The organism is Streptomyces sp. NPDC020780 (assembly GCF_044334475.1).
Taxonomy (GTDB): Bacteria; Actinomycetota; Actinomycetes; order Streptomycetales; family Streptomycetaceae; genus Streptomyces.
The window spans coordinates 82938-106391 of record NZ_JBIRTB010000021.1; the positions used below are offsets into that span (position 1 = coordinate 82938).

The 23454-nt window shown below is 71.3% G+C and carries 21 protein-coding genes; 5 read left to right on the forward strand and 16 right to left on the reverse strand.

The genetic code is table 11. The features are described from left to right. Positions 1–18: 18 nt before the first annotated feature. Together ACH4VO_RS29870 and ACH4VO_RS29875 are read left to right on the forward strand one after the other, a co-directional pair. On the forward strand, positions 19–645 hold the full coding sequence (locus tag ACH4VO_RS29870) for a precorrin-8X methylmutase (protein ID WP_360995060.1): 627 nt from the start codon (positions 19–21) through the stop codon (positions 643–645). Further along, positions 642–2192: a precorrin-2 C(20)-methyltransferase gene (locus ACH4VO_RS29875; protein ID WP_360995057.1), complete on the forward strand. Its 1551-nt coding sequence runs from the start codon at positions 642–644 to the stop codon at positions 2190–2192. Before ACH4VO_RS29870 ends, ACH4VO_RS29875 begins: the two co-directional genes overlap by 4 nt. 250 nt (positions 2193–2442) lie before the next feature. On the opposite strand, the gene ACH4VO_RS29880 is transcribed toward ACH4VO_RS29875, so the two are convergent. After that, complete coding sequence (locus ACH4VO_RS29880) at positions 2443–3198, reverse strand: cobalt-precorrin-6A reductase (protein WP_398441710.1); 756 nt, start codon at positions 3196–3198, stop codon at positions 2443–2445. A 15-nt stretch (positions 3199–3213) separates the two neighbouring features. Here ACH4VO_RS29880 and ACH4VO_RS29885 point away from each other — a divergent pair, with 15 nt between their 5' ends. Further along, complete coding sequence (locus ACH4VO_RS29885) at positions 3214–4332, forward strand: cobalt-precorrin-5B (C(1))-methyltransferase (RefSeq protein ID WP_360995054.1); 1119 nt, start codon at positions 3214–3216, stop codon at positions 4330–4332. Positions 4333–4404: 72 nt separating this feature from the next. On the opposite strand, the gene cobM is transcribed toward ACH4VO_RS29885, so the two are convergent. From cobM to ACH4VO_RS29960, 15 genes are all read right to left on the reverse strand, one after another. Next, positions 4405–5154, reverse strand: coding sequence for a precorrin-4 C(11)-methyltransferase (cobM, locus tag ACH4VO_RS29890; RefSeq protein WP_360995052.1), 750 nt, complete (start codon positions 5152–5154; stop codon positions 4405–4407). After that, positions 5151–6425 (reverse strand): precorrin-6y C5,15-methyltransferase (decarboxylating) subunit CbiE, encoded by a 1275-nt coding sequence (cbiE, locus tag ACH4VO_RS29895; RefSeq protein WP_360995049.1) that lies wholly within the window; start codon positions 6423–6425, stop codon positions 5151–5153. Before cbiE ends, cobM begins: the two co-directional genes overlap by 4 nt. A gap of 480 nt (positions 6426–6905) precedes the next feature. Continuing rightward, complete coding sequence (locus ACH4VO_RS29900; RefSeq protein WP_360995046.1) at positions 6906–7652, reverse strand: discoidin domain-containing protein; 747 nt, start codon at positions 7650–7652, stop codon at positions 6906–6908. Positions 7653–8059: 407 nt separating this feature from the next. Next, the gene (locus ACH4VO_RS29905) at positions 8060–8626 is read right to left on the reverse strand and encodes a phage tail protein (protein ID WP_360995043.1); all 567 of its coding nucleotides are present in this window, start codon (positions 8624–8626) and stop codon (positions 8060–8062) included. A 4-nt stretch (positions 8627–8630) separates the two neighbouring features. Next, positions 8631–10604 (reverse strand): putative baseplate assembly protein, encoded by a 1974-nt coding sequence (locus ACH4VO_RS29910; RefSeq protein WP_360995041.1) that lies wholly within the window; start codon positions 10602–10604, stop codon positions 8631–8633. Beyond that, entirely contained in the window at positions 10601–11035 is a 435-nt protein-coding gene (locus tag ACH4VO_RS29915; RefSeq protein ID WP_360995038.1) for a GPW/gp25 family protein, read from the reverse strand. Before ACH4VO_RS29915 ends, ACH4VO_RS29910 begins: the two co-directional genes overlap by 4 nt. A gap of 6 nt (positions 11036–11041) precedes the next feature. Further along, positions 11042–11326 carry a PAAR domain-containing protein gene (locus ACH4VO_RS29920; RefSeq protein WP_360995035.1) on the reverse strand — a complete coding sequence of 95 codons (285 nt, stop codon included), beginning with the start codon at positions 11324–11326 and terminating at the stop codon, positions 11042–11044. A 52-nt stretch (positions 11327–11378) separates the two neighbouring features. Next, the gene (locus ACH4VO_RS29925; RefSeq protein ID WP_360995032.1) at positions 11379–13286 is read right to left on the reverse strand and encodes a VgrG-related protein; all 1908 of its coding nucleotides are present in this window, start codon (positions 13284–13286) and stop codon (positions 11379–11381) included. After that, entirely contained in the window at positions 13286–14089 is an 804-nt protein-coding gene (locus tag ACH4VO_RS29930; protein ID WP_360995029.1) for a peptidase M23, read from the reverse strand. Before ACH4VO_RS29930 ends, ACH4VO_RS29925 begins: the two co-directional genes overlap by 1 nt. 4 nt (positions 14090–14093) lie before the next feature. Next, positions 14094–14531 carry a phage tail protein gene (locus ACH4VO_RS29935; RefSeq protein ID WP_360995026.1) on the reverse strand — a complete coding sequence of 146 codons (438 nt, stop codon included), beginning with the start codon at positions 14529–14531 and terminating at the stop codon, positions 14094–14096. Positions 14532–14565: 34 nt separating this feature from the next. Beyond that, positions 14566–16305, reverse strand: a complete 1740-nt coding sequence (locus ACH4VO_RS29940) for a hypothetical protein (RefSeq protein WP_360995023.1) — start codon at positions 16303–16305, stop codon at positions 14566–14568. Positions 16306–16334: 29 nt separating this feature from the next. Continuing rightward, positions 16335–16478 carry a DUF6760 family protein gene (locus tag ACH4VO_RS29945; protein ID WP_360995020.1) on the reverse strand — a complete coding sequence of 48 codons (144 nt, stop codon included), beginning with the start codon at positions 16476–16478 and terminating at the stop codon, positions 16335–16337. Continuing rightward, positions 16475–16921 carry a hypothetical protein gene (locus ACH4VO_RS29950; RefSeq protein WP_360995018.1) on the reverse strand — a complete coding sequence of 149 codons (447 nt, stop codon included), beginning with the start codon at positions 16919–16921 and terminating at the stop codon, positions 16475–16477. The genes ACH4VO_RS29945 and ACH4VO_RS29950 overlap by 4 nt, the downstream gene beginning before the upstream one ends. Next, the gene (locus ACH4VO_RS29955; RefSeq protein ID WP_360995015.1) at positions 16921–17364 is read right to left on the reverse strand and encodes a phage tail protein; all 444 of its coding nucleotides are present in this window, start codon (positions 17362–17364) and stop codon (positions 16921–16923) included. Before ACH4VO_RS29955 ends, ACH4VO_RS29950 begins: the two co-directional genes overlap by 1 nt. Positions 17365–17580: 216 nt before the next feature. Then, a complete protein-coding gene (locus tag ACH4VO_RS29960) occupies positions 17581–19122 on the reverse strand; it encodes a phage tail sheath subtilisin-like domain-containing protein (RefSeq protein WP_360995012.1) in 1542 nt (513 codons plus the stop codon). A gap of 274 nt (positions 19123–19396) precedes the next feature. Between ACH4VO_RS29960 and ACH4VO_RS29965 the strand changes: the two genes are divergently transcribed. Both ACH4VO_RS29965 and ACH4VO_RS29970 read left to right on the forward strand, forming a co-directional pair. Beyond that, entirely contained in the window at positions 19397–22972 is a 3576-nt protein-coding gene (locus ACH4VO_RS29965; protein ID WP_360995009.1) for a hypothetical protein, read from the forward strand. A 13-nt stretch (positions 22973–22985) separates the two neighbouring features. Further along, positions 22986–23333: a hypothetical protein gene (locus ACH4VO_RS29970; RefSeq protein ID WP_360995006.1), complete on the forward strand. Its 348-nt coding sequence runs from the start codon at positions 22986–22988 to the stop codon at positions 23331–23333. The last annotated feature ends 121 nt before the right edge of the window (positions 23334–23454 follow it).

The window sequence follows — 23454 nt, forward strand, 5'->3', positions numbered from 1 at the left end:
GAGGAAAGCGACAGCACTGTGCACCAGTACGAGAAGGACGGACCGGCGATCTACCGCCAGTCCTTCGCCACCATCCGCGCGGAAGCGGATCTGGCAGGGCTGCCCGCCGACGTGCGCCAGGTCGCCGTCCGCATGATCCACGCCTGCGGCATGGTCGACCTCGTACGCGACCTCGCCTTCTCACCGAACGCCGTGGCCGACGCCCGCGCGGCACTGCGCTCCGGCGCGCCGATCCTGTGCGACGTCGCCATGGTCGCCAGCGGTGTCACCCGCAAGCGCCTGCCGGCGGACAACGAGGTGATCTGCACCCTCTCCGACCCCTCCGTGCCCGGGCTGGCCGCGGAGCTCGGGACCACCCGCAGCGCCGCCGCCCTGGAGCTGTGGCGGGACCGGATGGAGGGGGCGGTCGTCGCCGTCGGCAACGCGCCCACTGCGCTCTTCCGGCTGCTGGAGATGATCGAGGAGGGCGCGCCACGGCCCGCCGCCGTCATCGGCGTGCCCGTCGGCTTCATCGGGGCCGCCGAGTCGAAGGAGGCCCTGGCCGCCCACCCGTCGGGACTGGAGCACCTCGTCGTGCGGGGCAGGCGGGGCGGCAGCGCCCTCGCGGCCGCCGCCCTCAACGCGATCGCCAGCGAGGAGGAATGAACGTGCCCGAGCAGCAGCGGTCCGGGACGGCAGGAACCACCGGGGGCAGTGCGGGTAGCGGGCGGCTGTACGGGGTCGGGCTCGGCCCGGGCGACCCGTCCCTGATGACCGTACGGGCCGTGCAGGTCATCGGCGAGGCCGACGTCGTCGCCTACCACTCGGCCCGGCACGGCCGCTCCATCGCCCGCTCCATCGCGGCGTCGCACATCCGTGCCGACCACATCGAGGAGGCGCTGGTCTACCCCGTCACGACGGAGACCACGGACCACCCGGGCGGCTACCGGGGTGCGCTGGACGAGTTCTACGCCGAGGCCGCCGGCCGCCTCGCGGCACATCTCGACGCCGGCCGCACCGTCGCCGTCCTCGCCGAGGGCGACCCGCTCTTCTACGGCTCGTACCAGCACATGCACAAGCGGCTCGCCGACCGGTACGAGACCGAGGTCATCCCCGGTGTCACCTCGGTCAGCGCCGCCGCGGCCCGGCTCGGCACCCCGCTCGTCGAGGCCGAGGAGGTGCTGACGATCCTGCCCGGCACCCTGCCGGAGGAGGAACTGACGGCCCGTCTGGCGGCCACGGACTCCGCGGTCGTGATGAAGCTGGGCCGTACGTTCCCCGCCGTACGCCGTGCGTTCGAGGCGTCCGGGCGGCTGCCGGAGGCGCGGTACGTCGAGCGCGCCACCATGGCGGGCGAGCGCACCGGAGACCTCGCGGACACCGACGCGGACTCCGTGCCGTACTTCGCGGTCGCCGTGCTGCCCAGCCGGATCGACGCCCCCAGGCCCGAGCGGGCCCCGGGTTCCGGCGAGGTCGTCGTGGTCGGCACCGGGCCGGCCGGGCCGCTGTGGCTGACACCCGAGACGCGGGGTGCGCTGGCCGCCGCCGACGACGTGGTCGGCTACACCACGTATCTGGACCGGGTGCCGGTCCGTCCCGGGCAGCAGCGCCACGGCTCCGACAACAAGGTGGAGTCGGAGCGCGCCGAGTTCGCGCTGGACCTGGCACGCCGTGGGCGCCGCGTGGCCGTGGTGTCCGGGGGCGACCCCGGGGTCTTCGCGATGGCGACGGCCGTGCTCGAAGTGGCCTCGCAGGAGGCGTACACGGACATCGCCGTACGGGTGCTGCCCGGGGTGACCGCCGCGAACGCCGCCGCCGCCCGTGCGGGCGCCCCGCTGGGCCACGACTACGCCACCCTCTCGCTCTCGGACCGGCTCAAGCCGTGGGAGGTCATCGCCGAGCGGCTACGCGCGGCGGCCACGGCCGACCTGGTCCTGGCGCTGTACAACCCGGGCTCCCGCAGCCGGACCTGGCAGGTCGGCAAAGCCCGCGACCTGCTGCTGGAACACCGCTCCCCGGACACGCCCGTGGTGCTCGGCCGCGATGTCGGCGGACCTGCGGAGAGCGTGCGCACGGTCCGGCTGGCCGACCTGGACCCGATGGAGGTGGACATGCGGACGATCCTGATCGTGGGGTCCTCGCAGACCCGCTGGGTGCACCGGGGCGACGGCCGGCAGATCGTCTGGACGCCGCGCCGCTATCCGGAGGCCTGACCGGGCACCGGGGAGGACAGGGGCGGGCCGGGAGCGGCACGGCGGGTACGGGCCCGGCAGGGCAGGGCAGGGGACGACGCGGCGCAGGGACGGCACCGGATCCGGTGGGCGCCGACCGCCGGCGGCCACCACCCGCCCCGGCTCCCGCAGCCCACGGACAGCGACTGCCGCCCCCGCCCCTGTCCGCGCCCACCAGCGTCGGCGTCGGCCGCAGCGTCGGCGTCGCAGGCCCGGCCCGGCAGGCTGCCCGCTACGCGCGGGCTCCCGTGATGCTCCGCAGCCAGGCGAGGGCGTCCTCGGGCGTTCCGGCCACCGGTACGCCTTCGGGGACGGGCGGCCGGCGCACCACGACCACCGGGATTCCGGCCTCCCGGGCGGCCAAGAGCTTGGGGGCGGTCGCGGCACCGCCGCTGTCCTTCGTGACCAGGACGTCGATGCCGTGGCGCCGGAGCAGCGCCCGCTCACCGTCCAGGGTGAACGGGCCCCGGTCCAGCAGGACCTCCATGCTCGCCGGATACGGGGCGTCGGGGGCGTCCACCGACCGCATCAGGAACCACAGCGCGTCCAGTCCGGCGAACGCCGCCAGCCCCATGCGTCCCGTCGTGAGGAAGACCCGACGGCCCAGTCCGGGCAGCAGCTCCGCCGCGCCGGCCAAGGAGTCCGTGGTGTGCCACCGATCGCCGTCCGAGGGCACCCAGCCGGGCCGGCGGAGAGCCAGCAGGGGAACATGAACGGTAGCGGCGGCCGCTGCCGCGTTGAAACTGATCGTCCCGGCGAAAGGATGGGTGGCGTCGATGACCGCATCCACTCGGTGCGCACGGAGCCATTCGGCCATGCCGTCGGCTCCGCCGAAGCCCCCGACGCGTACCTCGCCCGGTGGGAGCCGGGGCCGGGCGACGCGTCCGGCGAGCGAACTGGTGACCTTGATCCCCTTCTCGGCCGTCAGTGACTCCGCGAGCCGACGGGCCTCCGTCGTGCCGCCGAGGACGAGCAGGTGCAAGGGCATGGGACCGGTCCATCCATGAGCAGTGAGGCGCTGGGCGGGCGCACCGCCCAACTCAAGCACACCGGTCTGCGGCCGGGCTGGACGACCGGTGCCTGCGCGACGGCAGCGGCCACCGCCGCGTACACGGCGCTGCTCACCGGGGAGTTCCCCGACCCGGTGACCGTCACGCTGCCCCGGGGCCAGACTCCGGCCTTCGCGCTCGCCGTCGAGGAACTGACCGACGGCCGGGCCATGGCGGGCGTGGTCAAGGACGCGGGCGACGACCCGGACGTGACGCACGGCGCGCTGGTGCGCGCCACCGTTCGGCTGCTGCCGCCCGGCTCCGGAGTGGTGTTCCGGGCAGGCCCGGGTGTGGGGACGGTGACCCTCCCCGGGCTGCCTCTGGAGGTCGGGGAGCCCGCGATCAACCCGGTCCCCCGCCAGATGATGCGGGACCACATCGCGCGGGTGGCGGCCGGGCACGGGGGCACCGGCGATGTCGAGATCACGGTTTCGGTGGACGACGGCGAGGAGATCGCACGTTTCACGTGGAACATTCGCCTCGGCATCCTGGGCGGGCTCTCGATCCTCGGCACGACGGGCGTCGTCGTGCCGTACTCCTGCTCGGCCTGGATCGACTCGATCCGCCGCGGGGTGGACGTGGCACTGGCGGCCGGCCACCGGCATGTGGCGGGGTGCACGGGCTCGACCTCGGAGAAGACGGTGGTCGCCGAGTACGGGCTCCCGGAGATCGCCCTGCTGGACATGGGGGACTTCGCCGGGGCCGTACTGAAGTACGTACGCCGGCATCCCGTGGAGCGGCTGACGATCTGCGGCGGGTTCGCCAAGCTGTCCAAACTCGCGGCGGGCCACCTGGACCTGCACTCGGGCCGCTCCCAGGTCGACAAACCGTTTCTGGCGCGGCTGGCGCGGCAGGGCGGGGCGAGCGAGCGACTGGCCGCGGAGATCGAGGTGGCCAACACCGGTCTGGCGGCACTGCAGTTGTGCTTGGCGGCCGGGGTGCCCCTGGGGGACCTGGTGGCGGTGGCCGCGCGGGACCAGGCGCTGTCGGTGCTGCGGGGTGCACCGGTGACGGTGGACGTGATCTGCATCGACCGGGCGGGAACGGTGGTGGGGCGAAGCTCCGTGCGGTGACGCGGGGCGCAGCTGGAGGGACCGCCCCCAGGCCCCGGCGGCCGTCCCCGACCCCGGCGCCGCCACCCGGTTTCAGCAGGAGTGGCGGTCCCGGTGCGGGGAGTACAGGTGGCTGTCCCGGAACTGCTCCGCGCCCAGGGTCCGGCCCACCATGATCACGGCGGTCCGGATCACCCCCGCCTCCTTCACCTGGTCCGCGATGGAGTCGAGCGTCCCGCGCAGGACGATCTCGTCCGGGCGCGAGGCCATCGCCACGACGGCGGCCGGGCAGTCGGCCCCGTAGTGCGGAAGCAGCTCGTCGACCACCCGGTCCACGTACCGCGCCGCCAGGTGCAGCACGATCAGCGCGCCGCTGCGGCCGAGGGTGGCGAGGTCCTCGCCCTCCGGCATCGCCGTCGCCCGCTGGGCGATCCGGGTGAGGATGACCGTCTGGCCGACCGTGGGGACCGTCAGCTCCCGCTTGAGGGCGGCGGCGGCAGCGGCGAACGCGGGGACCCCGGGCACGACGTCGTACGGCACGCCCGCCTCGTCGAGCCGCCGCATCTGCTCGTTGACGGCGCTGAAGACCGAGGGGTCGCCGGAGTGCAGCCGTGCGACGTCGTGGCCTTCCCCGTGCGCGCGCACCAGTTCGGCGGTGATCCGGTCGATGTCCAGCTGGGCCGTGTCCACGAGCCGGGCGTCCCGCGGGCACGCGTCCAGGAGTTCACGCGGCACCAGGCTGCCCGCGTAGAGACAGACGGGGCTGGCGGCGAGGATGCGGGCACCGCGCACCGTGATCAGGTCGGCGGCACCGGGGCCCGCGCCGATGAAGTACACGGTCATCTGTTGTCTCCTGAGGGGGTCGAAGGGGCCTTGCGTACGGACCACTGGGTGACGGGCATGGCCTGACGCCAGCCCGTGAACCCGCCGACCGGCACCGCGTGTGCCACCGCCAGCCGCACGAGCTCCCCGCCGAGCCGCCGGTACCACTGCGTGAGCAGCGCCTCGGACTCCAGCGTGACCGTGTTGGCGACGAGCCGACCGCCCGGGGGCAACGCGTCCCAGCAGGCGTCGAGCAGTCCGGGTGCGGTGAGTCCGCCGCCGATGAACACCGCGTCGGGCGCGGGCAGTCCGGCCAGGGCGTCCGGCGCCCGGCCGGTGACGACGCGCAGGGCGGGGACGCCGAGCCGGTCCGCGTTGCGCGTGATGCGGGCGGCGCGTACCGGGTCGCGTTCGACGGTGAGCGCACGGCAGGACGGGTGGGTCCGCAGCCACTCCACGGCGATCGACCCGGAACCCCCGCCCACGTCCCACAGGAGCTCACCGGGCGCGGGCGCGAGCACACCGAGGGTGGCGGCCCGCACATGGCGTTTGGTGAGCTGCCCGTCGCTCTCGTACGCCTCGTCGGGAAGCCCCGGTACGGCTCCGAGGCGCACGGTGTCCGGGGTGCTCCGGCACTCCAGGGCGATGACGTTGAGCGGGTCCCCCGGCGGGTGGTCCCACGTATCGGCGGTGCCGTCCAGGCAGCCCTCGTCCGGGCCGCCCAGTTGTTCGAGCACCCGCATCCGGCTGGGCCCGAAGCCGTGGCCCCGGAGCAGGGCGGCCACCGCGGCGGGCGTGGCGCCGTCCGCGCTCAGGACCAGCAGCCGGCGCCCGTCGTGGAGCGCGGCGGTCAGCCGTGCCGTGGGGCGGCCGACCAGGGTGACGGTCTCGGTGTCCTCGACCGGCCAGCCGAGCCGGGCACAGGCGTACGACACGGAGGAGGGGTGCGGCAGCACCCGGAGCGCCCCGGCACCCAGCTCCTCGGTCAGGGCCCGGCCGATGCCGTAGAACATGGGGTCGCCGCTGGCCAGCACCGCGATCCGGTGGCCCGCGTGGGCGGCGAGCAGACCCCGCAGGGCGGGCCGCAGCGGCGATGGCCAGGGCACGCGCCGGCCCGCGCACCCGGACGGGAGCAGACCCAGGTGGCGCTCACCGCCCAGGACCACGTCGGCTACCAGGAGCGCGGAGCGCGCCGTGTCCGGCAGGCCCGCCCACCCGTCGGCGCCGATGCCCACGACGGCCACGGCCGGAGCCGGTATCGGCGCCGGTGGTTCGGGGAGTGCGGAAGACACGCGGCTACCTCGGAGTTGGTGGGACGACGCTCCCGAACTTTACTGTCCGGCCCGGCCAGGACCCAGGCCAGGTCGGTACCCAGGCCGGCCAGGACCCAGGCCAGGCCGGGACCCAGGCCAGGCGGGACCCGGGCCAGGCCGGGCCCCAGGCCTGCCGGGACCCGGGCCAGGTCGGGACCCAGGCCTGCCGGGACCCAGGCCTGCCGGGACCCAGGCCTGCCGGGACCCGGGCCAGGCCGGACCGCACGCCGGTCCGGAGGTCGGCACCGCCACGGCAGGGGGCAGCCCGTCCTAGGGCGTGTGTCGAAAGTCCCGCCTGCCCGGCGGCGCCCGGCACGCACACTCGCCGCGTTGTCGGGATCGCCCCGATACATCCAGTATCGGGGCGACCCTCCGCCTTGCGATCGCACGCACCGGACACCGCCGAGCCTGCCCTTCGGGCAGACGGCGCTACTTTCGACACAACGCCCTAGCCGTCGGTCAGGACCTGCGCCCGAAGAACTCGACCTCCGCGACGGCCGTCCGGCGCCCCTTCCCGGTGCCGTACGCCGACTCGACGACGAGCCGGGCGCGGACGGTTCCGGAGCCCCGGACGTCGAAGGTCTGCTGCCCCGGCTGGTCCCGCAGCCGGATCGGCCTGCTCGTCTCCTCACCGTCCTTCGAGGTCAGGACGACGGTGATCCTCGCCGGGCGGGCCTGGGTGAGGAACTCGTCCTTCCGTGCCGAGGTCCCGGAGAACACCACCATCTTCGTCAGTTTCACGGGCTGCGCGAAGTCGCACTCCAGGTACTCGCCCGTGCCCTCGCCCGGTTCTTTCGGAGCCCAGTACCGGTTGCTGAACCCGTCGAAGGCCGCACCCGGGGGATGGCCGGACACCGCGCTCGAACCGCGGGACGCCGAGGGAGGCACCGACTCGGGCGCCCCCGTCTCCTCCTTGGCGAGACCGAACAGGCCGCCCAGATGGGGAAGGGCGAACCAGACGCCCGCCGCTGCCAGGAGCAGTACAAGGGGCAGCCCGAGCCTCGGCCTACGCCACCCCCGTCGCGGTCGCGACCCGGCGGCGGGAGCCTGCCGGGGGCCGTGGCGGAAGATCCAGCGCCACCAGGGCGGGCGGAGGGCGGGCTCCGGCCCCGGGTCGAGGAGCAGGGCGCAGCGGACGCAGAGTGCGCGCTCAGGCGCGTTCTCCGTACGGCAGTTGGGACAGACGACGGGGCCCGGGCCGGCCACCGGGCCCGGTGGCCCTGGTTCGGACGGGCGCGGCCCTGGGTCGGGCCATGCCTCGGGCCCGGGAGCGGGCCCGTCGGCACAGTCCCCGGGACGCCGGGGAGCGGCCCCGGCAGGCTGCGACGGCACGGGTGCCGGGACCGCTGGAAGGGGTGGCGTGGACGGAGGGGGTGTACGGGATGCGGTGGCCGGAACGGCGGCAGTCGGTGGCGAGGCCAGGGGTACGGGGCGGGGGGCGGGACCGGTCTCGGGAGCAGCCGGCAGGACAGGGCCCGTCCCAGGCCCCGCCTGGCCCGTCCCCGTCTCCGTCCCCGTCTCCGTCCCCGCCTCCGCATCCCACGCCAGGAATGTTTCGCAGGAAGCGCAGAACTCCCGCCCCGGCGCGTTCCGATGCCCGCACGCTTCGCAGATCACGCCGCACCACCCCCCGCTCCCCCTGCCGCCGGCAGCAGCTCCAGCGTGAACCCGACATGCGCGGGGATCTCCGTACAGATCAGCTCCTCCAGCCGTACGCGATCGAAGGCGCGCCCCGCCCCCGACCGGACCCGGATCGTCACCCAGGGGCGTGCCCCGCCCGGCAGGGCGTTGTGCGGCCGGGTCGACCAGGCCGTGCCTCCGCTCTCCACGAGCTCCGGCTCCTCGCCGGTCTCCAGGGCCACCGCCTCGGCCAGCCCCCGCAGTGTCCCGCGCCGTGCGTGCCGGGCCACCGCTCCGCGCAGGGCGTCACGCCGGTGGGCGGGCGGACTGTCCTCATGCGGTTCCACCGCCACCCACTGGGCCAGCCAGCCCAGGAAGTCGTCGGGGGCGGTGCGGGGGTCCAGATGGGCGGGGAGGTTGTCGATCGTGAGCAGGACGGGGGCGAGCACGTCGTCGAGCGCGCCGAGGAACCGACGGAGGAAGTCCTGCTCCAGGTAGACGGCGGGCAGTTGCTCGATCAGCGGGTGCGGGGTCGGGAGACCGGTGACGCCGGTGCGCATCGGATCAGCCCTCCCTGACCCGCAGCTGGTGTTCGTAACTGAAGACCAGTGCGTGCCGGTCCAGCGCGATCTTCGCGGTGGGATCGGTGCGTTCACCGGTCACCGGGTCGGCCGGGTAGAGCCGTACGTCCTCGACGAGGTCCACTCCCGGCACCTGCTGGAGCACGGCGAACGCCTCGCCCGACTGGACCGGCCGGCCGAACGGCCAGCCCTGCCCGTTCGGCCCGCCGGTCAGCGGATTGAAGTACCCGTACAGGGCGGCCAGCGCCGCCTCACGGATCTGTTCGGCCGGGACCCCGCGCTCGGCCTGTACCGAGGCGACGACGGTGACGCCCTGGTAGAAGGGCGGCTCGACGACCAGTCGGGCTCCGATCGGGCGCCGGGCGTCCAGATGCCCGGCGATGAGCGCCAGGGTGTGTGCGGGCGGGATGAGCTCGTCGAAATCGATCCGGCCCTGCTCGTCACCGCGCCCGGCCGGTACGACGAGCAGCCGCACCCCGCCCCCCGGGTCTCCCTCCCCGTCGACTTCCCCGGAGCCGGCGGCGCGGATGCAGTGCACACGGGCCGCGTCGGGCGCGATCTCGCGGGCCAGTAGTTCGTAGTCGTGCGGGACGACGGCACGGTGCAGGGTGCGCAGCGTCATCGGCCCGCGCACCCGCGCGCTGCCGACGCTCTCGCCGTCGACCCCGCCGAGCGCGGGCCGGCGGTTCTCCACCCGGGCCACGTAAGGGATCGCGCTGCGCAGGACCTTCAGCGTCGAGCGCGCGACGTTGCCGCGCAGTCCGCCTCCGGTGCGGTAGGCACGCACCCGGACCGTGGCTCCCTTCACCGGGACGCCGCCGTAGTAGCGGATACCGCCGTCCCGCTCCCGGACGGCCGGTCCGAACTCGACCCGGCCGGAGTTCGGGTCGAGGGTCACGTGGCGGTCCTCCGGCCCGGAGTGCGCGAAGTCGTCGACCCGGGTCCACCGGGTGAACTCGGCACCGTCCGACGGATCGGACACCTCGACGACGAACTCGCCGGGCACCACGGGCGGACGGGCGAGCGTGAACACCTGACCGGGTACGCCTTCCGCTGCTCCGAGCACCTCGTCCGACACGGTCTCCGCATGCTCGGCGGCCACGGTCGCGCCGATGGTGAACGCGGTGATCCGTCGGACCACGGGCGGCGCCACGTACGTCGGCCGGCCCGGTTCCGCCTCGATCAGGCGGCAGCGCAGCCAGCCGCCGGTACGCCGCACCACCGCCGCCGGGGTGTGCGTCCTGGGCAGATGCAGGATCAGCTCACCGGACCGGTTGAAGCCGCCGGTGTCGTCCTTCTCGATCTCGCAGACCGCCCAGGAGGTGCCGTCCCACGCCTCCCAGAGCAGCGGTGGCCGCAGCGGGTCGACGCCCACCCCCTCGACCTTGCAGTCCAGCCGCAGGACGACGACACCGGCGGGTACGGCCGCCGACAGGCCCACATAGAGGCAGTCACCGGGCACGGGGGTGGCACCGAAGCAGGCCACGTCCCGGCCGAGCGCGAGTTCCTCGGTCCGGTCGGTGGCCTGCCCGGCCGACGGCCAGGTGGCCAGATGGGCGAACGCGCACGGCACGACGGCCAGAGGTTCGGACGTCGTGAAGACGACCGCCTCCTCCGTCTCCGTACGGACGGTGGCGATCTCCGTGCCCGCCCGCACCAGCACCGGTTCGGGCTGTGGCGCGGACAGCCGGAACGTCACGTCGGTGTGCGCGGCGGTGGGCGGGTGGAGCTGGACCCCGATCAGGTCGAGGAAGCTCAGATAGCTTTTCTCCGGCACCCGGTTCACCCGGTAGACCAACTGGTCGACCATGGTCGCGAACGCCTCGATGAGGGTGACGCCGGGGTCCGACACGTTGTGGTCGGTCCATTCCGGGCAGCGCTGCTGCACCAGTCGCTTGGCCTCGTCCACCAGGCCCTGGAAGCGGCGGTCGTCCAGATGCGGACTGGGCAGCGTCACGTGCCGGCCTCCTCGTCGTCATGGGTCGCTTCCGGCGTGTGCTGCGGGATCACGTAGAACGGGAAGACGAGATTCCGGGGGTCGTTGGAGCCGCTCACCGCATAGCCGATGTCGATGTAGAGAACACCGTCGTCCGCCTCGTCGAAGCGCACGGTGACCTCGATGACCTCGATCCGGGGCTCCCAGCGCTCCAGCGCGAGACGGACCTCGTACGCGAGCTGCCCGGCCGTCCCCGCGTCGGCGGGCGCGAACACGTAGTCGTTGACGGCGCAGCCGAACTCGGGCCGCATCGGCCGCTCCCCCGGCGACGTCGCCAGGATCAGCCGGATCGACTCCTCCAGCTCGTGCTCGCCGCGTACCAGCGCGATGGACCCGGTGGCGTCCGTACGCGGCGGGAACGCCCAGCCGGCACCGATGAACTGCTGTCCCATACCGTCTCAGCCCCCGATCAGCACCGTCGCACAGCCGGACACGACCGGCGATCCGCAGCCCGCCAGGTCCCCGACGCGGGCGGCGGGCCTCGAGCCGATCAGCACGGTGGAACTGCCGGGCGGCGCGATCGTGGACGGCGGGTGGGCGAGGGGAGAGCCGCACGTGTGCGCGGTCCCCACCGTCGCGGCGGGCCTGCCGCCGATGAGTACGGACGGCACCCCGGGTGGCCCGACCGTGCCGGGGTGTCCGGTGGGATCGCCGACCCGTGCGGCGGCTGCTGATGCCGGCATGCGGTCCAACTCCTGTCCTGGGCTGGTGCGGGGTGGGACGTGCGTGGATGCGTCAGTTGAGCTTGATCAGGGGAGCGTCGACCGACACCGAACCGCTGCTCCTGATGGCGGTGCGGCGGTTGCCGACCACGGTGACCTCGCCGCCCTGGACCTCCACCGTTCCGCCGGTGGAGAGCGCCACCTTGCCGTTGCCGCCGTCGAGGGCCACGCCGCTGCGGGAGGTCAGCGAGACGCTGTCACCCGCGAGTTCGAGAGCCCCTCGGCCGGCGTCGAGCGCGACCCCGTCGGCCGCCGTGATGGAGACCCGCTCCTTGGCCTCGATCGTCACGCTGCCGTCGCTGTTGACGACGATCGCGGTGCCCTTGCGGTCCAGGTCGATCGTGAGTTTGCCGTCGCCGGTGCGGAGCCTGACCCCCTGCGGGCCGTTCGCCGCGTCCAGCAGCTCGAGTTGGTTGCCGCTCCTGGACGCGAAGGCACGGCGGTTCACCGCGCCGGTGGTGGGATCGACCAGTGCATCGCCGGGGGCGGAGGCAGGGGCCGTGCCGTCGCCGGACCCGCCCCCCTGGCCGGGCCGGTCCTTCCCGTTGTACAGCCCTGCCAGCACATACGGCCGGTCCAGACGCCCGTGCTCGAAACCGACCAGCACCTCGTCGCCCACCTCGGGAATGAACGCCTCGCCGCCCCCGGTACCGCCCGACTGCGCCGTACGTGCCCAGTCGCTCGCGTACTCGTCCGACAGCCAGGGGAAGCGGACCTTGACCCTCCCGGATCCCTCGGGATCCTGGGTGTCCGTCACCGTCCCGTTGACCAGCCCGGCACAGCGCGAACCATCGCCCGGCGTGCCCGCGGCTCCCGGCCCGCCGCCCCCGGTCAGCCCGAACAGCGATCGCTCCTGCTGCCCGGACACCGTGATCCAGGTCTCGTATCCCCTCACCGCGTCGAAGACATGGCGTGAGGAGGTCACCGTGTACCGGCCCTCGAACGGCGCTCCCACCGCGTTCAGCGCCACGGCAGTGCCCGCCCGTACCTCCGGGTTGCCCCGGATCACCGCCTCCAGCTCCGCGAAGGATCCGGCGATCCGTTCTGCCAGGGCCTTCGCCGCCCCGTCCACCTGGGCCTGCGTCCCGTACACCGCGTCGGTGACGACGAACCGTGCCTCGCCGAACGGCGAGGACACCTCCGCGGCCGTCACCCCGAGCTCCAGCGTCGACGACTTCCCGGCCGGGGCTCTGCCCACCAGCGGCTGCTTGGCCCGGACGTCCCAGCCGCGCACCTCCACCTCGGACACCTGTTCGGCAGCCGAGACCCCGGCGCGGCAGCGCAGCAGGTTGCTGCCCAGTTCCAGGACCAGCGGATCACGTTCGGCGCGTGCCGAGGCGCCCGGCGCCCCGCTCGCCTCGGCGGGCCGGGTGACGTGCAGTCGCCCGTCGCGTACGTAGGCCTGCGCACCGGCCTCCTCGGCGAGTCCGCGCACGAATTCCCAGTCGGTGACGTTGGGCTGGGCGATGTGTTCGAGTACGGGTCCGGCCACGTCCACCGTCCCGGGCTTCAGCCCGGCGCGCCGGGCGACCTGACCGCAGATGTCGGCGAGGGTCACGTTCTGGTAACTGGCGACCCGCCGCCCTCTCAGCAGCCGGTGGGACTCGTCGAGACCGCGTACGACGGTGAACGTGCCGGTCTCGTCCAGCTCCACCTCCAGGGCGGTGACCACCCCCTCCAGCAGTGGCTGAGGTACCGTGTCACCGCCCGCGCGGGCCAGCAGCCGGGCCTCGGTACCGATCCTCAGGCCGGTGTGTTCCAGCAGGACCCGGCCGGGGTCCCGGAACCGCAGCAGGAACAGGTCCGGAAGCAGGCGGCTGTCGTCGACGTATCCCTCGACAAGGGTGTTCACGAACTTCACCGGCAGCGGTGTCCCGCCGAACTCCACGACCAGTGCGGTCGCCACGCCCTGCTGCGCCATCAGCCCAGCCCCCGGTCGGTGCCCGAGTCGTCCCGGAGCCGGTTCAACTCGTCGGGTGCGGGCAGCAGGAGCTGCGTCCCCGGCGCGAGCCGCATCGGATCGTCGATGCCGTTGGCCTCGGCGATGATCCGCCAGGCACCGGCGTCCCCGTACTCCCGGTGGGCCAGTGAGGGCAGCGAGTCCCCGGCGTCCACCCGGTGCACGCGCCGGGCGGCCAGCGCGCCCGACGTCGGGTTCTGGCCCGGCGTCTCCCCGCTGATCTCCTCCATCGTGACCTGGCAGACGGCCCGGATCGGCACCCCTGACGTCGTGAACAGGGTGTACTTCGCCGCCACCTGGCTGACGTATCCGGGAAACCCGGTGAGCCCGCCCCAGTGGAAGACCACCCACGGCGGCGAGGACCGCTGCTGCTGCCTGGTCTCGTTGGTCGGCACACAGCACGCGAACAGCTGCTCCACCGAGGTCACCACCCTGGTGTCCTGGGTGTCGCTGGCGTCGAAGAACATCTCGACGGTGAGTTTGCTGGGTTGCGACCCCTGGTACTCCGGCGGTCCCGAGCTCTTCGCCCCCTTGGCCGGCGTCCGCTTCCAGGACGCCGCCTTCGTGAGGCTCAGCTCCTTCGGGTTGAACTGGAAGTCGATCCGCCCGCACGGCCCGCCGGGCGTGAGTCCGCCACCGGTGGGCGGGGTCCGCAACTCCAGGTACGCGTGCTCCAGCTTGGGCCTGGCCGAACCGCCCTTGGCCGCGGACACCGGCCCGGACGTACCGGCTGCGCTGAAGGCGATGGGTCCCGCTCCGCTCACGCCGTCAGCCCTCCATCACATAACCGTGGTGGGCGATCTCGATGGTCTCCATCGCGACCTTGGGCGACTCGGGCGTGAACGACGGGCCGGTCCAGCGCACCGGCACCACCTCCAGCAACCCCCACCGGGCCACCTTCCGCCCGTCCCCGGTCCGGGCCTCGATGTGCGCCGTCCTGCGGCTGAACCCGGTCGTCATCGTGGCGAACCAGCGCGCCACCTTCTCCGTCTCGCGGGTCAGCGGACGGGACAGCTTCACGTGGGAGTACTTCAGCCGGGTCGGCAGCTGCCACAGGTGCCCGTTGTTGCCGCCCTCCTCACGGGTTTCCAGGACGACCTCGCAGCCGAGACCGTCACACGTGTTGAACGACCCGAGCTCTATGTCGTCGATCGTCACGACGAAGCAGACGCTGACGGCGGGGTCGCTGTCCTGGGCGGTGGCCATGGCACGTGCCTCTCGGTCGGTGACTCTCGATGGCTCAGTGGCGGGTGCTGATCAGGAAGCCGGCCCGTTCGCGCTCCAGGCGGAGGTCGGCCTTGAGGAGCCGGCTGAGCGGCGCGTACAGGGCCCGGACCAGCTCGTCCGTCACCGTCGGCGCAGCCGCCTGATCACCGGTCGCCGGTGCGGTCCGGGACTCGGCACCGGCTCCCCCGTCGGCCGACACGGCGTCCGATTCCGGTTCCGGTACCGGATCGGGCCCGGTGTCCAGCTGGGGTCCGGGCAGCGGCGAAGGCTCCTCGGCGCTCTCCACGTCACGCTGGACGACGGGGCGGGACAGGTCCCCAGGAGGCGCGGCCCCGAAGACGACGCTCCCGTCGGCCATGCGCTGGGCAACACCGGCCGCCACGGCGAAGGCGCCGGCGGTCGGCAAGGGGGCGCGACCGTCGGAACCGTGAGCCGGTCCCGGCGCCGGAGGCCGCCCACCCGACTGCCGTTGCAGGGAGGCGACGGGCGGTGTCCGGGTCGCGGGAACCGCAACCGCTCTCTGCAGGGGCGCGGCTGTGGGAACGGAGGCGGAGGCCCCCGCAGCGCCTGGAGTCATCGGGGTCCACCGCACGGGGACGGCGGCGGTCGTGCCCTCCGGTGGTTGCGTCCACGGTGCCCGCCCGTCCCCGGCCGAGCGCTGGACGGTCGCCCCGTTCACGGAAGCGGGACCGGCCGTCTCCGGACCGGCGGTACGCAGGGTCAGCGGGCGCTCGCCGAGCAGGGGGGCGGTGGGCCCGGTGACCGGTGGGGACACAGGGAGGTCACCCGGCAACGGGTTGCCGGGGGGCACGGCGGCGGCTCGCTGGACCGAAGCACCCGGCACCTCCGTCGCCGGCTCTCCTGCGGGCGGGGCCCCGGCCAACGGCCGGTCCCCCAGCAACGGGGCGGCGGGCAGGTCCGCTTCCTCCGCCGGACCCCCTTCGGGAACTTCCGGGACGGCGGGGCCGGTGAACGCCAGGCGTGCGTCCCCTGGCGGGGGAGCGTCCACGGGCGCTCCCCCGCCACCGCTGCTGGCACTCCCCCTACCGCTTCCGTCTCCACCCCCGTCCCCGGGCACCACTGCGGCCGCCTGCCGCTGAGCCGTCGGCGGCAGACCCGGCAGGGGCGCGCCGATCCCGGGTGCGCGCCGGGGCGGCCGCGCCGGGCCGGGCTCCACCGCTCGCTGCACGACCCCGGCATCCGGGGCGACGGCCGCCGCCGACTTCGGCTCCGCTTCTGCTTCCGCTTCTGCTTCCGCTTCTGCCTGCGTCTGTGCCTGCGTCTGTGCCTGCGTGACGAGGGGTTGCTCGCCCACCAACTGCCGTACGGGGAGGTCCGCGACCGCCCCCGCCGCCCCGGCTGACGTCAGGGCCGGAGCACCACCCGCCACGGCGCGCTGTACGGGCACAGCTGCCGATCTGCCCCGCACGGGCATGTCGGCAGTCCGCTGCACCGGTGCCGGGACGGGACTCCCCGGCACCGCACCTGCCACTCCGTGCACCAGCCCGGCCGGTGCCTCCGGGCTGATCAGATGGCCCAGCGGCGCACCGAGCGTCGTCTGCTGCCGGGTGGTCAACGCCTCCTGGAACGCGGAGGGATCGATGACGAGATCCTGCCCGGCCACGGTCCGCTGGATGGGCACCAGCCGGTCCACATCGACCCGGTCACTCCGGTCCCGCCTCGGCGACTCCGCGGCCTCGGGCCCGGCACCACTCGTCGAACGACCGCCGCGCAGCCAGGACATCAGCCCCATGGATCCCTCGTCCTCCCCTGCGCTACTCGCTACCGCCCGTTCAGGCGAGCGACCTGTGCGACGAAATTCAGGCGTTCCGGGTGTTCCAGATCCAGCAGGTCATCGAGCGGCCAGTGGAAGTGATAAGCGAGGTACGCGACCTCCTCGTAGAGCAGGTCGGCCGCGTACGTCACGATTCCCCCAGGCGCCCACCACCGGCGAGATCCACCGCGAACTCCTCGTGGCACGACGGACACGCGACAGCGGCCCGGGTGTGCCCCTCCGCGTTGATCCGGCGGTAGAAGTCCTGCAGAAACGCCAGATCAGAGGCGAAAAGATCCTCGATGACGCCCGGGTGGATGTCCTCGACCGTTCCGATCCGGGTCACGACCCGGGAGATCAGGACGACCGACAGGTACGCGGAGTTCTCCCGCACCCGGTCGTCCCGCAACGGCACCAGCTCGTCACGCGCGGTCGCGAGCCGCATCACCCCGGTGCGGTGGACGGTGCCGGAATCGTCGACGTATCCGCGGGGCAGCTCGAAGCCGAACTCGGTGCGCAGGGGCTCGGGCCGCCCGGCCCTCCCCTGCTCCCCGGGTTCCCGGTCAGGTGCCTGGAACTGGACCGTCCGCCGCATCAGTCGAGCTCCATGCTTTCGTACGTGATCGCCAGCTTCTCCGTCAGGACCGAGGTGTCACCGGCCTTGAGCGTGCCGATCTCCAGCGATTTCGGCCAGGCGTTGATCAGCTTGTACCGCTTGATCGGCAGGCCCTCGTAGTCGTAGACGATGACCGCGCCGTTGCGACGGGCGTCCGTCATGCGGCCGAACCGCGAGTCCTTGATCCAGCGCTCGAAACTGTTGTCCTCCGTGAGGCCGCGCGTGACGGTGACCTCGCCGGCCTTGGGCCTGCCCGGCAGCTTCTTGATGGCGTACTTGCCGTCGGCGGTGTTCTGCTTCAGCTCGATGACGTCCTGCTCCATCTTCAGACCACTGACCTCGGTGATCTGCTTGATGATGACGCTGTCGAACTCCAGGCCGAAGGAATGCCCGACGGAACTGTCGAGATCGGGAAGTGGCACAACAGACTCCTTACGCCATGCTCAGAAACGAAGCGGTCCCACGTCCACCGGTCCGGGGTCGTCCGGTCACTCGTCGTCCGGTCGTGGGGTGCCCGGTCGAGAGGTGCCCGGTGTGGGGCGTCCGGTTGCTGGGCGTCCGGTTGTCGGGCGTCCGGTTGTGGGGCGTCGGGTCACTCGTCGACCGGTCCGGGGTCGGCCCGATCCTGGGTCGTCCGGTCATTCGTCGACCCCTCCGGTGCCGCCGGTCAGCTGGGAGAGCCGGAACACCACGAACTCGGCCGGCTTGACCGGTGCGACCCCGACCTCGCAGATGACCTGACCCGCGTCGACGCTCTCGGGGGGATTGGTCTCGCGGTCGCACTTCACGTAGAACGCCTCGTCCGGGGTGAGTCCGAACAGGGAACCCTTGCGCCATTCGTTGACCAGGAAGGCCGAGACCGTGCGCCGGATGCGGGCCCACAGCGCGTCGTCGTTCGGTTCGAAGACGACCCACTGGGTACCGGCGAGGATCGACTCCTCCAGGTAGTTGAAGAGCCGCCGCACGTTCAGGTACCGCCAGGCCGGGTCCGACGCGAGCGTCCGCGCGCCCCAGACACGGATGCCGCGCCCGGGAAAGGCGCGGATGCAGTTCAGCCCGATCGGGTTCAGCAGATCGTGCTCGCCCTTGGTCAGCTGGGTCTGCAGGGCGACGGCCCCGCGCACCACCTCGTTCGCCGGCGCCTTGTGCACCCCGCGTGAGTCGTCGTTGCGCGCCCAGACGCCGGCGACGTGCCCACTCGGCGGTACGAGGGTGGCGCGGCTCGAGGCCGGGTCGGCGACGCTGATCCAGGGGTAGTAGAGCGTGGCGTACCTGGAGTCGAAGTTCGCCCGGTCCGTACGCCAGGCCCTGACCTGCTGCGGCGAGAGCCCCGGCGGTGGATCGAGGATGGCGACCCGGTCGCCCATCAGCTCGCAGTGGGAGATCAGGCCCTGCTGGACGGCGATCACCGACTCCAGGTCGAGCAGCCCTCGTTCGTAGGCGCTCATCAGGTCGGGCACGGCGACCATCGTGATCTCGTCGACGGCTTCCAGACCGCCCAGGCCCGTACGGCGGTCGGCGTCACCGACGTACACCTCGGGTGCCAGCGCACCGGAACTGCCCGCGGCGGGCGCGGCCGGTGCGAGCGTGACCGACTGGGCGGCGGGCCTGGCGGGTGCGGCCCCGCGCCCCGTCTCCCGTACCTCGATCAGCTCGGACTTCGCGTTGACGCGGGTGGCGACGTTGTCCTTGCTGCGCTTGGTCGTGACGGACGGATACGTCTCCACGACCTGCCCGTCCCGCCGCACGATCAGCTGGAAGACGTCGGAGGGCGGATCGTCGCCCTCCGCGTCCGCCACCTCCACACTGATCTCGCCGACGACGCCCGGCCGGGGCTTCACGGCGTAGGGCCCGACCTGTACCTCGGCGCCGACGGCCGGCTCCCCGGCCCTCTCTCCCTCGTCCCCCGTACGCGGCCCCTCACCGATCCGCACCACGTAACAGACACCGCCTCCGTTGGCGAAGAAGCCGTAGACGGAGGAAGCGAGGTACGTACCGTCGACGAAGTCGCCGAAGGTGCTGACGAACTGGCTCCAGTTCGTGATCAGCGTCGGCTCGTCGTACGGCCCCCGTTGGGCGAAGCCGACGAAGGCGGCGACAGAGGTGCCCACCCCTTCGATCGGGCGGGACCCGGACTCGACCTCTTCGACGTAGACGCCCGGGGACAGGTACGACGGCATATAAGCCTCTCCTTGACGCTCTCCTTGGCCCGGTCGCCCCATCCGATCCTCAACCGGGGAACACCGGCGATTCTCGCCACTCGTTCGATCACCGGGAACGGATAGTCGGCCGCCCCGCCGTGCAGCGGAGGCTGCCCGAAAAGGCAACGCCACGGCCCGTACACACCAACCGGATGTGCCCCAGATCCGACCCGTCCGCCCTCCGGCCGCCGACTGCGCGCCCGGCACCGTGACACATCACGTCCGGGCGAACTGTGGCTGGCGGGAGGGACGGATGAAGGCGGTTCCGGAGAAGGCCCCCGCCGCACCGACCCGTACCGACGCCCCCCGCGCGGGCTCGTCCCCAGCGCCCGCGGCCCCGTTGCCGGCCGACCGTCGGAGCATCCAGCACCTGCAACGGTCGGCCGGCAACGCGGCGGTCTCCCGCCTGGTCGCCCAGCGCTACACGGCCCCGGTCACCCCCTCCCCCGCCCAGGCCCCCGGCTTCCGCACCGTGAAGGCGGACGTGGCGGCGAAGAAGCAACGGCTGTCCCACCATCCCCCGGCGGCCGCCGAGTCGAAGGCCGCCCAGGACGCGGCGGTCGCACCCCCGGACGACAAGGAAGCCCAGGGCAAGGCGGCCAACGCCGAGAAGATGAACGCGGCGAAGCCGGGCGAGTTCGACAAGAAGGCGTTCATCGACGCGGTCGGCAAGGCGATCGACGCCCAGGCCCCGAAGAACCTCGACGAGGCCGACAAGTTCTCCGGGTCCGGCAAGGCCGACCGGGTCAAGGCCGAGGTCGACGGGAAGGTCACGGACGGCAAGGAGTCCTCGGCCAAGGACATCGACACCGCCACGAAGGCCCCGCCGGACACCTCGGCCGCCAAGGACAAGGAGGTCACTCCCCTCACCCCGGACCAGCCCCCGGGCAACCCTGGCTCCCCTTCCGCCGAAGCAGCGATCCCGGCGAAACAACCCGCGGCCGTCACGGACTTCTCCGAGGGCCCTGCCGCCAACGACCAGGTGCTGGCGGACGCAGAGGTCACCGAGGAACAACTGGCCAAGGGCAACGAGCCGGAGTTCAACGAGGCCCTGTCGGCGAAGAAGACGGCCGAAACGGACTCCGCCAAGGCCCCGGCCAAGGGCAGATCCGCGGAGGACCAGCAGCTCTCCACCGCCAAGGCCGGCGCGGCGGCCTCCGGCGCCCAGGCCATGACCGCTCTCACCGCGACCCGCGCCCAGGCGGGCCGGCAGGTGGACGGCGGCAAGGGCGAGACGAAGTCGAACGACGAGAAGAAGCGCGCCGAAGTCACGGCGAGACTCCAGAAGGTCTACGACGGCACCAAGAAGGACGTCGAGACCACGCTCTCCGACCTGGACAAGAAGGTCGACACGGCGTTCACCTCGGGCGAGAAGGCGGCCCGGGACGCGTTCACGGCGGACCACAAGCGCCGGATGAAGAAGTACAAGGACAAGCGCTACTCGGGCCTGATGGGCAAGGGCCGCTGGGTGAAGGACAAGTTCGCCGGCCTCCCCAAGGAGGCGAACAGCCTCTATCAGGAGGCCCGCAAGCTCTACGTCTCCCAGATGCAGACGGTGATCTCCTCGGTCGCCGACATCATCGGGACGGAACTGGGCAAGGCAAAGGCCCGCATAGCCAAGGGCCGCGCGGAACTCAAGTCGGAGGTCGACAAACTCCCCGCGGACCTGAAGCAGTTCGGCGAGGAGGCGGCCAAGGACTTCGCGGGGAAGTTCGACGACCTGGAAACCACCGTCAACGAGAAGTCGGAACAACTGGTCCAGGACCTGGCGTCGAAGTACACGGCGGCCCTGAACAAGATCGACGAGGAGATCAAGAAGCTCCAGGAAGCCAACAAGGGCCTGATCGACAAGGCGAAGGACGCGATTGTCGGCGTCATCAAGACGATCAATGAACTGAAGAACCTGCTGCTGGGAATCCTCGCCAAGGCCGCCTCAGCGATCATGAAGATCATCAAGGACCCGATCGGCTTTTTGGGAAACCTGGTCAAGGCGGTCGGAGCAGGCCTCAACCTCTTCATCACGAACATCGCCGACCACCTGAAGACCGGAGTCGTCTCCTGGCTGCTCGGCACCGCGGTCAAGGCGGGCCTCGAACTCCCCCAGAAGTTCGACATGAAGGGCATCATCCAGCTCATCGGCTCGCTGCTCGGTCTGACCTGGGACAACATCAGGGCCCGCGTCACCCGAAAAGGCGTCCCCGACGAGGCGATGGCGGCGGTCGAGACCAGCGTCCCCGTCGCGAAGAACATCGCCCGCGAGGGCCCGGCGGGCGCGGTCAAGGAGATCCAGGCCGAGGCCGGCGACCTCAAGTCCACGATCCTCTCCAAACTCACGACCTACCTGATCCCGACGGTCATCATCGCGGGCATCACCTGGATCCTCTCCCTCCTCAATCCCGCCTCGGCGTTCATCCGCGCGGTCAAGGGAATTATTGACATCGTCACGTTCATCGTGACCCAGGGCGCCCAGATAGCGGACTTCGTCAACGCGGTCCTGGACGCCGTCATCGCCATAGCCAACGGCGGCCAGGCGGGCGTCCCGAAGCTGGTGGAAGCCGCCCTGGCATCGAGCGTGCCGCTTCTCATCGGCTTCCTGGCCTCACTGCTGGGCATCGGCAGCCTGGCCAACAAGGTCAAGAGCGTATTCCACGCGGTGGCCCGTCCGGTGAACCGGGCCATCGACAAGATCGTCGACTTCATCGCCAAGCAGGGCAGGACCCTCTGGCAAAAGCTGAAGCGTCCGAACCGCGGCGGCCCGGAGCAGGCTGATGGGCCGGGCGGGCGTGAGAAGAAAATCTCGGACTCGGAACTGAACGCGCGGGTTTCCAGGGAGCTTAAGAACCGGAACCTCGAAAGCGCTTCGGCGGGCGAGGTTCGTCACATCCTTGATGCAGCGGCTCGGAAGTTCAAGATTTTTGCCCTCAAGGAGATATCTATCTCCTCCACGAGGGAAGGAAAGTCGAAGGTCAGCATTACTGCGAGCCCCTCTCGAGTAATTATGGCGCTCCACTTTCTTCGCGCTCTGATCAATGGGCTCAGTTCCCGGTTCAGGCTGAACGACTTGCGCGGTGAAGCCTATGGTAGCAAAAAATCTAAGCCCAAATACGGATGGATTACCGCCCGAGTGCCTACGGTGGCCATCGGCGCACTGAAACGGTCCGATGAGTTTCGGGAGTACATTCGAGGGGAAAGCAAGAGCAGTACCAAGGCGTTTAAGAAGGCGGTGGAGTCATACTTCAAGGTGCATCCGAACGGCGGTAAGCCGATACCGGACATCATCGCTGATGCGAACCATCGCGGCTGGCATGCGGAGGAACAGGTACTCACATTGTTCGCCGGCAATCTAACGTCGTATCTGTCTTCGCCAGCCGAGGTCGCGGCTAGGTCACCGAACCAGGATCCGTGGGCACATTTGATGATCAAGGTGACCCGTAGTCCCTGCCCGTTGTGTGCCACGCTGATGGATGCCACGCAGACGAAGGTCCGTCAGGATTGGCATAAGAACTTTAAGATAGTCACCAGTTCCATCGGACTCTACGCCGGGGGAGAGCAGGACTTCACCTTCCGCCGCCCGGTTCCCACGACAGGCTCCAGGGACGGCGGAAACGCAGGCATAGGAATTCTCCAGAATGCAGGAATTGAACAGGAGGTTCTCACTCTCCATGACGCTTCGTTCGATGACATTTATGCAGCATATGAGGCCGGGAGAATATCACATGCCGATATGACAGGATTCACGAAAATGATGTTCGGCCGGAACGATAAATATGCAGATGCCTTGAGGAATGCACTGGGGCAAGTCAACTACACAACGCGCAATTCTTTCTGACGAGTGAGGTTTCATGTCTGGAAAAGATATTTCTCTCGCCCTCAAATCGAAGGGATGGCAGGGCGCTTCGGGCGTCTCCGAGATTCTTGGCTTCCTTGATCTACTAGCAATCTGCCCGGGGTGGATGGTCCGCTTGACCGAGAATCCCAGTGCCGAACTGATACTGATGACGATGACCCGCATGTCTGCAGAAACGGAAGAACCTTCCTATCTATGGGTCGATTTTCCCGACAAAAGCCAGGAGCGGGCATTCTGTGAGGCTCTCGACAGTCTGCGGCAGCGTGACGACGTAGGCCCAATATTGATTCTTGAGAGCCTTCGAGCAGAAGGATTCTCCGTCCACACTGAATACCCGAACTGATCGCATTCCAGGTCGCCAGACACCAACTAACCTCGATCTTTCGTGACGGTCCGCCGACGGAGTCGGTGGACCGTTTTCGTGCTGTGGGCTGAGGGCGGGCAGGGCGAGGGCCCGAGTGTCG